The sequence below is a fragment of the Microtetraspora sp. AC03309 genome, assembly GCF_020826795.1.
Taxonomy (GTDB): Bacteria; Actinomycetota; Actinomycetes; order Streptosporangiales; family Streptosporangiaceae; genus Microtetraspora; species Microtetraspora glauca.
In genome coordinates this window covers 85,713-97,000 of record NZ_JADDIL010000013.1, presented here as the reverse complement: position 1 = coordinate 97,000, position 11,288 = coordinate 85,713, and the positions used below count along the sequence as shown (strand labels likewise).

Here is an 11,288-nt window from a genome sequence, read left to right as displayed (position 1 = left end):
CGTACGGCATCGGAAAGGGTAATGGTCTACACCAATTAACGCCGGATGAACGATCTCCAATGCTGCGTGGAATTGGTTTATACCACTCCTTGGTGATCTGAGAAAATCGATCATTTTTAATGTGGCATGGAGTGGATTAGACCTCCATGTGCCCATCTACCTGCGTAAACACGTTATCTCTTGACGGGTGATGTTTCGTCGTGTTGTTGGTCGGTACAGTGCGAATGCGGACGAACCCGTGTAATTGAAGTCGCCGAAGGAGCTCGCGTGCGCAAGTTTGTTTATGACTTCACCGAGGGCAACAAGGATCTCAAGGATCTGCTCGGTGGAAAGGGCGCCAATCTTGCGGAAATGACCAATCTTGGTCTCCCGGTACCCCCCGGCTTCACGATCACCACAGACGCCTGCCGGCACTACCTCGCGGACGGCGACGTGCCGGACGGCCTGGCCGCCGAGATCGCCGCCCACCTCGACGCGCTGGAGACGAGGATGGGCAAGCGTCTCGGCGACGCCGCGGACCCGCTGCTCGTCAGCGTCAGGTCGGGAGCCAAGTTCTCCATGCCGGGCATGATGGAGACCGTCCTGAACATCGGCCTCAACGACGTCTCCGTCCTCGGCCTGGTCAAGCAGGCGGGCAACGAGCGCTTCGCGTGGGACTCCTACCGCCGGCTCATCCAGATGTTCGGCAAGACCGTGCTGGGCATCGAGGGCGAGCTGTTCGAGCACGCGCTCGACGAGCTGAAGGGCTCCCGCCAGGACACCGACCTCGACGCGACCGACCTCCAGCGCCTCGTCGAGACGTACAAGGGCATCGTCCGGGCGGAGAAGGGCCGCGACTTCCCCGCCGACCCGCGCGAGCAGATGGAGCTGGCGATCAAGGCGGTCTTCGACTCGTGGAACGCGCCGCGCGCCGTGCTCTACCGGCGGCAGGAGCGCATCCCGGCCGACCTCGGCACGGCCGTCAACGTCGTCGCGATGGTCTTCGGCAACATCGGGATGGACTCGGGCACCGGCGTCGCCTTCACCCGCGACCCCGGCTCCGGACACCAGGGCGTGTACGGCGACTACCTGCAGAACGCCCAGGGCGAGGATGTGGTGGCCGGCATCCGCAACACCGTGCCGCTGCAGGACCTGGAGCGGATCGACCCCGACTCCTACCGCGAACTGCTCGACATCATGGGCACGCTCGAGAACCACTACCGCGACCTGTGTGACATCGAGTTCACGATCGAGCGCGGCAAGCTGTGGATGCTGCAGACCCGGGTCGGCAAGCGCACGGCCGGCGCGGCGTTCTGCATCGCCACCCAGCTCGTGGACGAGGGCCTGATCGACCTCGACGAGGCCCTCACCCGCGTGTCCGGCGACCAGCTCGCGCAGCTCATGTTCCCCCGCTTCTCCGCCGCCGCCGACAACACCCGGCTGACGAAGGGCATGAACGCCTCTCCCGGCGCGGCCGTCGGCAAGGCCGTGTTCACCTCGGCAAGGGCCGTCGAGCTGGCGGCGCGGGGCGAGGCCGTCATCCTCGTCCGGCGGGAGACCAACCCGGACGACCTCGCCGGCATGATCGCCGCCCAGGGCGTGCTCACCTCGCGCGGCGGCAAGACCTCACACGCCGCGGTGGTCGCCCGCGGCATGGGCAAGACCTGCGTGTGCGGCGCCGAGGAGCTCGCCGTGGACACCCGTGCCGGATGCTTCACCGCGCCCGGCGGGATCGTCGTCAACGAGGGCGACGTGATCTCGATCGACGGTAGCAACGGCGCCGTCTACCTCGGCGAGGTGCCCGTCGTGGCCTCGCCCGTGATGGAGTACTTCGAGGGCGGCCCGATCGAGGACGAGCTGGTCGCCGCCGTGGACCGGATCATGCGGCACGCCGACTCCGTACGGCGCCTCGCCGTACGGGCCAACGCGGACACGCCGGAGGACGCCGCCCGCGCCCGTGCGTTCGGCGCCGAGGGCATCGGCCTGTGCCGCACCGAGCACATGTTCCTCGGGGACCGGCGCAAGCTCGTCGAGGACCTGATCCTGGCCTCCTCGGACGAGGAGCGGCAGGCGGCGCTCGACGCGCTCGAACCGCTGCAGAAGGCCGACTTCGCCGGGATCTTCGCGGCGATGGACGGCCTGCCGGTCACGATCCGGCTCATCGACCCGCCGCTGCACGAGTTCCTCCCCGACTACACCGAGCTGGCCGTCAAGGTCGCGCTGGCCGGTGACGCGGCGGAGGACAAGGACCGCAGGCTGCTCGACGCCGTGAAGCGGCTGCACGAGCAGAACCCGATGCTGGGCCTGCGCGGTGTACGGCTCGGCCTGGTCATCCCCGGCCTGTTCGCCATGCAGGTACGCGCGATCGCCGAGGCGGCCAAGGAGAGCGCGAACCCCAGGGCCGAGATCATGATCCCGCTGGTCGGCGCGGTCCAGGAGCTGGAGAGCGTGCGCGAGGAGGCGCTGCGCATCCTCGCCGAGGCGGGCGTGGACGCGCTGATCGGCACGATGATCGAGGTGCCGCGGGCGGCGCTGACCGCCGGGCAGATCGCCGAGGCGGCCCAGTTCTTCTCCTTCGGTACCAACGACCTGACCCAGATGACCTGGGCCTTCTCGCGGGACGACGTGGAGAGCGCGTTCTTCGGCAAGTACCTGGACCTCGGCATCTTCGGCGTCTCGCCGTTCGAGTCGATCGACAGGGACGGGGTCGGCCGCCTGATGCGGATCGGCGTGGAGGAGGGCAGGCGCACCCGCCCCGACCTCAAGATCGGTATCTGCGGCGAGCACGGAGGCGACCCCGACTCCGTGCACTTCTGTCACGAGATCGGCCTCGACTACGTCTCGTGCTCGCCGTTCCGCGTCGCGGTCGCCCGTCTCGAAGCGGGCCGCGCCGCCCTCACCTCCGACGGATCCGACACCCGCTGACGCGCGACCGGACCGGTTCGGCAGTCGCCGGAGGAGCGGCCGGTACGTGAGAGACGGCCGGTACGGCTCGTATGAGCCGCACCGGCCGTCTTCCGGTATCACGTGAGGTCAGGTCGGGTCAGCTTCGCGTGATGACCACGTCGTCGACGGCGGCCTCGATGAGGCTCGGCTCGGCGGCGTCGGCGGCGTCGATGACGATCCGTACGGTTTGACCGGCGTAGGAGGAGATGTCGGCGGTGGTCCTGGCCCATGCGGCGGCCCGGTTCGTCGGCGAGCCGACCTGCCGCAGCACCGTGGTCGTGGTCGAGCCGACCACGCGGACCCGGAAGTAGTCCGCGTTCGTCGCGTTGTTGAGGTGGGCGAGATACCAGCTGAGCGCCAGAGTCAGCTTGCCGGAGGAGGGCAGCCTGATCGCCGGTGACTGGATCGTGGTGACCCCGCCGTCGAGGTCCCAGGTGCCGGCCTCGAACCCGGCGAACGGTCCGGTGACCAGGTCGTAGCTCCCGCTGGTCGGGGTGCCGAGCTGGGTGGCGACGCCGTTCGCGCTGGTGGCCTCCGGCCGGGCGCGCATCCACTGGCCGAAGGTGGCGGTGTCGGTGAGGGCCGGGTTGGTGATCCAGCCGGTGAGCGTCTCGAAGTTGTCGGAGAAGACGGTGCTGCCACCGGGCTGCGTCGGCGACACCGTCGGGGTCGGGGTGGGGGACGGTGACGGGCTGGGCGTGGTACCGCCGCCGAGCCTGCCGGTGTAGAGGAGCCGGTTCGGCGAGCCGGCTCCCGGATTGGTCACCTTGTCCGTGGTCGCCTGAGAGACGATCGCCGCGGCCACCTGCGCGGGGGTGGCGCCGGGAGTGAGGCCCAGGATCAGCGCCGCCGTGCCGACGACGTGCGGGGTGGCCATCGAGGTGCCGCTGATCGTGTTCGTCGCGGTGCCGCCCGTGTACCAGTCGGAGGTGATGGACTCGCCGGGGGCGAAGACGTCCAGGCAGCTGCCGTAGTTGGACCAGGACGGCCGGCCGTCGGTGGAGGACGTCGCGCCCACGGTGATCGCCTCGGGGAGTCGGCTCGGCGAACCGGAGCAGGCGTCGGTGCCGTCGTTCCCTGCGGCCACGCCGTAGGTGACGCCGGAGGCGATGGACCTGGACACGGCGCTGTCCAGGGCGCTGCTCGAACCGCCGCCGAGGCTCATGTTGGCCACCGCGGGTTTGATCGCGTTGGACGTCACCCAGTCGACGCCCGCGATCACGCTGGAGACGGCGCCGTTGCCCGAACAGTCGAGCACGCGGACGCCGACGAGCTTGACACCCTTGGCCACGCCGTACGTGTTGCCGCCGATCGTGCCGGCGACGTGGGTGCCGTGACCATGGCAGTCGGTGGCATCGGTGTCGTTGTCGACGAAGTCGTGTCCACTGCTCGCCCGCCCGCCGAAGTCGCTGTGCGTGGTCAGGATGCCGGTGTCGATGATGTACGCGTGCACGTTGGACGCGGTGGTCGGATAGGTGTACGTGCCGCTGAGCGGGAGCGCCGGCTGGTCGATGCGGTCCAGACCCCAGGTGGCGTTGCGCTGGGTGTCGTTGACGGTGATCTTCTGGTCCTGCTCCACGTACCGGACGGAGCTGTCAGCGGCCAGCTCCACGGCGTTCGCCTGGGTCATCTTGACGGAGAAACCCATCATGACCTTGCGGAAGATGTGCCGCAGGGTGCCGTGGTGCTTGGAGGAGAGGTCGCCCGCGATGCGGACCGCGCCGCGCCTGCGGTTCTCGCCGGTGTTCTTGAGTACGACGATGTACTGGTCGGGGATGGCATCGGGGGAGCTGGTGCCGCGGATCGTGTCCGAGGGGGCGTGCGGGCGCGCGACAGCCGTGGTGGCCGCGGTGGCCGTGCCGGCGCATGTGCCGGTGAGCACCATGGCCGACGCCGCTCCCACGGCCGTGAGCCGCAGGAGCAGGGGGACCGTTCTCATACTGGTGGCCTCCAGTGCAGAGGGTGACTGTTCGGCCACTGATGGTTATCGCACGGTTGATCATCGGCAAGATTGCGAAACTCGTCATACGGCGCAATATGGTGAGATTGGCAGTCAATAATTCAGGGTTATGTCACCTCGGGGACAGCATGGATTTCCGTCGCGGGCCCTTGCTCCGAGGGGGCGTGGACCGGCCGTCCTCCGTTCGGGCGGTGCGCTCCCAAACCCGCTGTGAGCAGGCTGAACGGTGAAATGGGTCGATCACCGGCGTGTCGGGTCCGTGTCGTCCGTGCCATCCGGAGCGGTCGGCACGATGGGCTGACGGCATTATTGACAGAAATACGGTCGGTGATATACCGCGATGCGCCCGGCGCTCCACCGCGGCCGGCATCGCCGTCCGGCTGAATCCGTTCCGCGGGTGGGCCCGGACCCGGGGGCGCTACCGCCCAGGCGTGCCACTGGCGAGGGCCGTCGACGGGAGCACCGGTCACTGATGGTTTTAGAGGCGTTTATCGTGAAATGAGGCCCAAAGGGGTACTCTCCTCCTCCCCGATGCCGGGGAAGGAGGACAGATGAACCGCTATGACGAGCACGACCAGGCACGATGGGTGCCCGAACCCCCGGGCGACCCCGAACGCGGCGCCTTCGAGCGGGACCGCGCCCGGGTCATGCACAGCGCGTCCCTCCGCAGGCTCGCGGCCAAGACCCAGGTGGTCACGCCGTCCGACCACAGCCTGCACAGCAACCGCACCCGGCTCACCCACTCCCTGGAATGCGCGCAGATCGGCAGGGAGATGGGCAAGATCCTCGGCCGGGACCCCGACCTGGTCGAGACCGCCTGCCTCGCCCACGACCTCGGGCACCCGCCGTTCGGCCACAACGGCGAGGTCGCGCTGAACGAGCTGGCCGCCCCGTGCGGCGGCTTCCAGGGCAACGCGCAGAACCTGCGGCTGCTCACCCGGCTGGAGGCCAAGGTGCTCACCGAGGACGGCCGCAGCGCCGGACTCAACCTCACCAGGGCGGCGCTCGACGCCGTCTGCAAGTACCCCTGGACGAGCGACACCTGCCGGGTTCCCGGCGTCCCGCAGGCGCGCGACGGCCGACCGTACTGCGTCTACCCGGACGACGCCCCCATCTTCGCCTGGGTCCGCGAGGGCACCCCCGACTACCGGGTCAGCTTCGAAGCGCAGATCATGGACTGGGCCGACGACGTCGCGTACTCGGTGCACGACCTGGAGGACGCGCTGCACTGCGGCCATGTCACCCCGGAGGAGCTCCGCGACCCGGAGGAACGCCTGGAGGTCTGCCGCCTGACCCGGGAGTGGTACGCGCCCGACGCCGACCTCGCCGAGCTGGCGGAGACATTCGCGCGGCTGGTCACCGATCCGATCTGGCCGGCGAGGTTCGCCGGGCCGTTCGTCGGCGGCCTTGACGACCTCGCCTCGCTCAAGCGCCTCACCAGCTCCCTCATCGGGCGCTTCTGCAGGTCCGCCCAGGACGCCACCCGCGAGGCGTACGCGTACCGGCCCGAACCCCCGGCCGGACGGCACTCGGCGGACCTGGTCGTCCCCAGGACCACGCGGCTGGAGTGCGCGCTGCTCAAGGGCGTGACCGCGCACTACGTGATGTCCCGCGAGGCGCACCATGCGACCCAGGCCCGCCAGCGGGAGCTCATCGCCGAACTGGCCTCGCTGATCGCGGCGGGCGCTCCCGCGACCCTCGAACCCGCGCTGCGCCCCGCCTTCGAGAACGCCCCCGATGACGCCGGACGGCTGCGCGCCGTCGTCGACCAGATCGCCTCGCTCACCGACGTGTCGGCCGTCGCCTGGCGCCGGCGTCTCGCCTGAGATCACGCCGGGCAGGAATCCGGCCCCCGTTCCCGGGCACCTGGTACGAGATCCGGCGCGTTCCGTTCGACGCCGGGCGATCACAGGCGGATACTGCGCGAAAGCCGGGAGTGAGGGGTGCAGATGTCGACGTACGCGATTGTCGGAGCGGGCCTGGCGGGCGCGAAAGCGGCCCAGACGCTCCGGGAGGAGGGCTTCACCGGCGAGATCGTGCTGATCGGGGCCGAGCAGGAGCGCCCGTACGAACGTCCGCCGCTCTCCAAGGGCTATCTCAAGGGCACCACCGAGCTGGCGAAGGTCTACGTGCACGACCCCGGCTGGTACGCCGAGCACGACGTGCGGCTGCTGCTGGGCGTCGCGGCCACCGCCGTCGATCCCGACGGGCACACCGTCCATCTCGCCTCAGGCGAGCGGCAGCCGTACGACAAGTTGCTGATCGCCACGGGCGCGACGCCGCGTCCGCTGCCGGTCGAGGGCGCGGACCTGGAGGGCGTGCACTACCTGCGTACGCTCGCGGACAGCCAGGCGCTGCGCGCCGCGTTCGCCCACCAGGGGAACGTCGTGATCATCGGCGGGGGCTGGATCGGGCTGGAGACCGCCGCCGCGGCCCGTGAGGCGGGATGCGCGGTGACGATCGTCGAGCCGGACCCGGCTCCGCTGTACCGGACCTTCGGCCCGGCCGTCGGAGAGATCTTCGCCGAGCTGCACCGGCGGCACGGCGTCGACCTGCGCCTCGGCGTCTCCGTGGCGAGCCTGGGAGGGACGGCGCACGCCCGCACGGTGGTCACGTCGGACGGTCAGGCGTTGCCCGCGGACGACGTGGTGGTCGGCATCGGCGCCGCCCCCAACGTCGAACTGGCTCGCGGCGCGGGGCTGGAGGTCGCGAACGGGATCGTCGTGGACGCCTCCCTGCGCACCTCGCACCCCGACATCTACGCCGCGGGCGACGTCGCCGAGGCGATGAACCCCCTGCTGGGCCGCCCGATCCGGGTCGAGCACTGGGCCAACGCGCTGAACGGCGGCCCGGCCGCGGCCCGCGCCATGCTCGGGCACGACGTCGTCTACGACCGCGTGCCGTACTTCTTCACCGACCAGTTCGAGCTGGGGATGGAGTTCTCCGGCGACATCACCGGCCACGACCGGGTCGTCTACCGGGGGTCGGTGGACAGCCTGGAGTTCATCGCCTTCTGGCTGGAGGAGGGCCGGGTCCTCGCCGGGATGAACGTGAACGTGTGGGACATGACCGAGAAGATCCAGGAACTGGTGCGTGCCGGGTACGGCGGCACCACCGTGGACCCGGCCCGGCTCGCCGACCCGGCCGTCCCGCTCGACGACCTCCTGGCCGGTTGACGACCGGAACGTCTCGCCCGGCCCCCTGCCGACCCTCTGCCCGGCCGCCGCGTCCGGTGACCCGCCCACCCGATGTCGCCCGGCTGCCGTGCCCGGCGCCCCGCCCGCGCGATCCCGCCCGGCGACCCGCGCCGGGCGGGTCAGCCCGGAGTGACCACGGGGGGACTCTCGTCGGGCTCGTGCCGCTTGTCGCCGGTGGACGGCTTCTTCGTGACCGGAGGCTTCGAGGCGCACAACCGATCGCAGGCGGGCAGCTTGCCGACCCGCTTGCGCAGGGCGAACACGGCCTTCTTCGGGGACAGCGTGCGGTTGCCGTTGTACCAGGCGTCGAGGTAGTCCCAGGGTTCGACCATGCCGCGCCTGATCCACCAGTGCTCCGGCGCGACCGGCCAGGAGATGGCGAAGTAGAGGTTGCTGGCGGTGTCGCGGGCGTTGCCCGTGTTGCCGAGCCGGCCGAGCGGCTGGCCGGCCTTGACCTTGGCCCCGGGCCGCACGCCCGGCTCGATCGAGTCGAGATGGCCGCCCAGGTAGAGCACGCCGTCCTCGCCGACGACCGTGACGAACCGGCCCTCGCGGTCCTGGCCGCGGTCGGTGGACGGCAGCCACCTGTTCTGCACGTTGACCTCGCGGACCACGCCGTCGGTGGGCGAGACGAAGGTGCATCCCTTGCCCGCCCAGATCGTGGTCTTCGGCAGCACGAGCAACTGCCGCGCGTACGACACCCGGCACCCCTTGACCGGGAACGCGTAGGTGAACGCCGACACCTTGGGCGGCGGGAGCCGTACGGGCTCGGGGCCCGTGGGCGGGACGACGGAGCGCATGTGGGCGCCGTCGCCGCCGAGGGCGCCGCTCGGGGAGGGGCTCGCGGCGCCGTCCGGTGAGGCCGAGGGTGGCTCCTCGGTCCTGGGGACGGGCGGCATCGTGCTCACCCCGGCCACTCCGGCCGGTGCTCCGCACGCCGAGGCCAGCCCGGTGGTGGCCACCGCGGCGGCCACGACGGCGGCCAGTCTGCCCGATCGCATGATCTCCACCCGCTCGACGTTAGCGAGATACGACGGTTCCTTTGTAACCGACCTCGTTTTCGGTCACGACCCGTTACCGAAATACGGTCTCGGGCAGGCCCCGCCCACGACGTCGCTCCCAGGGCCTAAACTCGCGAGCGTGGCAGGGCGTAGCGGTGCAGGGCGGATCAGCGACGAGGACATCGCGCTCGTACGGGAGCGTTCGCCGATCGCCGACGTCGTGGGGGAGCACATCCAGCTGCGCAACGCCGGCGGCGGCAATCTGAAGGGACTGTGCCCCTTCCATGACGAGAAGTCGCCGTCCTTCAACGTGACGCCGGCCCGCGGCTACTACTACTGTTTCGGCTGCGCCGAGGGCGGCGACGTCATCACGTTCGTCCGCAAGATCGAGAACCTCTCGTTCTCCGAGGCCGTCGAACGTCTCGCGCAGCGCGCCGGGATCCAGCTCCGCTACGAGCAGGGGGGCTACGTCCCCGGGCGCGAGCAGGGCGAGCGGGTCAGGCTCATCGAGGCCCACCGCGCCGCCGCCGAGTTCTACGCCGAGCAACTCGTCGGCCCCGACGCGGCGCCCGGCCGGCGGTTCCTGTCCGAGCGCGGCTTCGAGCGGGTGGACGCCGAGCGGTTCGGCGTCGGGTACGCGCCCGCCGGGTGGGAGGCGCTGTCCCGGCATCTGATGGCGCGTGGGTTCACATCCCAGGAGCTGATCAAGGGCGGGCTGGCCAAGGAGGGCCGCCGGGGGCCGATCGACCGGTTCCGTGGCCGGCTGGTCTGGCCGATCAGGGACATCACCGGCGACGTGATCGGGTTCGGGGCGCGCAAGCTGCTCGAGTCCGACGACGGTCCGAAATACCTCAACACCCCCGAGAGCCCGATCTACCACAAGAGCTCCGTGCTGTACGGCGTGGACCTGGCCAAGCGGGAGATCTCCCGCCGCTCCCAGGCGGTCATCGTCGAGGGATACACCGACGTCATGGCCTGCCACCTGGCCGGGGTGCCGACGGCGGTGGCGACCTGCGGCACGTCCTTCGGCGAGGAGCACATCAAGGTCCTGCGGCGCCTCCTGCTCGACCAGGCCGAGTTCCGCGGCGAGGTGATCTTCACCTTCGACGGCGACTCCGCCGGGCAGAAGGCCGCCCTGCGTGCGTTCCAGGACGAGCAGAAGTTCGTCACCCAGACGTTCGTCGCCGTGCAGCCCGACGGCCTCGACCCGTGCGACCTGCGGGTGAAGCACGGCGACGCCGCGGTCCGGGACCTGATCGCGAGCCGGGAGCCGCTGTTCGCGTTCGCCATCCGCAGCGTGATCTCCCGCTACGACCTGGCCACCAACGAGGGGCGGCTCGGCGCGCTTGACGCGGTCGCCCCGGTGGTCGCCTCGATCAAGGACCCCGGGCTGCGCAAGACGTACGTCGTGGACCTGGACCGCTGGCTCGGCTTCATGGACGAGGGGTTCGTCATCGAGCGCGTCCAGCAGGCGATCGGCCAGGGAGGCCAGGGAGGCCAGGGAGGTCATGGCGGCCAGGGCGGTCAGGGCGCTCGCCCCGGTCAGCCCGGCCGGCACGACCAGCAGGGCCGGTATGGCCAGCAGGGCCGGTATGGCCAGCAGGGTGGCCGGCCCGGCCAGGGCGGCCCGTACGGACGGCAGCAGGGGTCCCAGCACGGGCAGCACCGCCAGGGACAGCAGTACGGCGGGCCTGAGCAGGGGCGGGCCGGCCGGCAGGAGTCCGTCGACCCCGTCGCCAAGCTGGAGGCGGAGGCCCTGAAGCTGGCCGTCCAGCGGCCCGCCCTGCTCGGACCCGAGTTCGACGCGCTCGGCGCCGACGCGTTCATCCGGCCCGAGCACGCCGCGCTGTACGGCGTGATCACGGCCGCGGGCGGCACCACCTCCGGCGGCTCCGGGGGGCAGGAGTGGGTCGACCGCCTCCTCGGGGCGGCGAACGACGAGTTGCGCCCGGCGCTCACCCGGTTCGCCGTCGAGGAACTGCGCACCGAGACCGGCGGTGAGGAGCGGTACGGCGCGGCCGTGCTCGCCCGGCTGCTGGAGACCGCGGTCGGCCGGTCCGTCACGCAGATCAAGGCCCGGCTCCAGCGGCTGAACCCGGTGGAGGAGCAGCAGGAGTACAACCGTCTCTTCGGCGAGCTCGTCGCCCTCGAACAGCAGCGACGCGTGTTGCGTGAGCGCGCCGCCGGGGCATGAATTACTTTCCT

At 70.5% G+C, this 11,288-nt stretch carries 6 protein-coding genes; 4 read left to right on the top strand and 2 right to left on the bottom strand.

Annotated elements, in window-relative coordinates:
- Positions 1 to 267 precede the first annotated feature (267 nt).
- Positions 268 to 2,904: a pyruvate, phosphate dikinase gene (ppdK, locus tag IMZ11_RS09810; protein WP_228639798.1), complete on the top strand. Its 2,637-nt coding sequence runs from the start codon at positions 268 to 270 to the stop codon at positions 2,902 to 2,904.
- 118 nt (positions 2,905 to 3,022) lie between these two features.
- On the opposite strand, the gene IMZ11_RS09805 is transcribed toward ppdK, so the two are convergent.
- Positions 3,023 to 4,864 carry a S8 family peptidase gene (locus IMZ11_RS09805; protein WP_228639796.1) on the bottom strand — a complete coding sequence of 614 codons (1,842 nt, stop codon included), beginning with the start codon at positions 4,862 to 4,864 and terminating at the stop codon, positions 3,023 to 3,025.
- A gap of 572 nt (positions 4,865 to 5,436) precedes the next feature.
- Between IMZ11_RS09805 and IMZ11_RS09800 the strand changes: the two genes are divergently transcribed.
- Together IMZ11_RS09800 and IMZ11_RS09795 are read left to right on the top strand one after the other, a co-directional pair.
- Positions 5,437 to 6,711: a deoxyguanosinetriphosphate triphosphohydrolase gene (locus IMZ11_RS09800; protein WP_228639794.1), complete on the top strand. Its 1,275-nt coding sequence runs from the start codon at positions 5,437 to 5,439 to the stop codon at positions 6,709 to 6,711.
- Between the two features lie 123 nt (positions 6,712 to 6,834).
- Positions 6,835 to 8,061, top strand: coding sequence for an NAD(P)/FAD-dependent oxidoreductase (locus tag IMZ11_RS09795; RefSeq protein ID WP_228639791.1), 1,227 nt, complete (start codon positions 6,835 to 6,837; stop codon positions 8,059 to 8,061).
- A 140-nt stretch (positions 8,062 to 8,201) separates the two neighbouring features.
- On the opposite strand, the gene IMZ11_RS09790 is transcribed toward IMZ11_RS09795, so the two are convergent.
- Positions 8,202 to 9,083, bottom strand: a complete 882-nt coding sequence (locus tag IMZ11_RS09790; RefSeq protein WP_228639877.1) for a M23 family metallopeptidase — start codon at positions 9,081 to 9,083, stop codon at positions 8,202 to 8,204.
- Between the two features lie 139 nt (positions 9,084 to 9,222).
- On the opposite strand from IMZ11_RS09790, the gene dnaG reads away from it, so the two are divergent.
- Positions 9,223 to 11,277 (top strand): DNA primase, encoded by a 2,055-nt coding sequence (dnaG, locus tag IMZ11_RS09785; RefSeq protein ID WP_228639789.1) that lies wholly within the window; start codon positions 9,223 to 9,225, stop codon positions 11,275 to 11,277.
- The last annotated feature ends 11 nt before the right edge of the window (positions 11,278 to 11,288 follow it).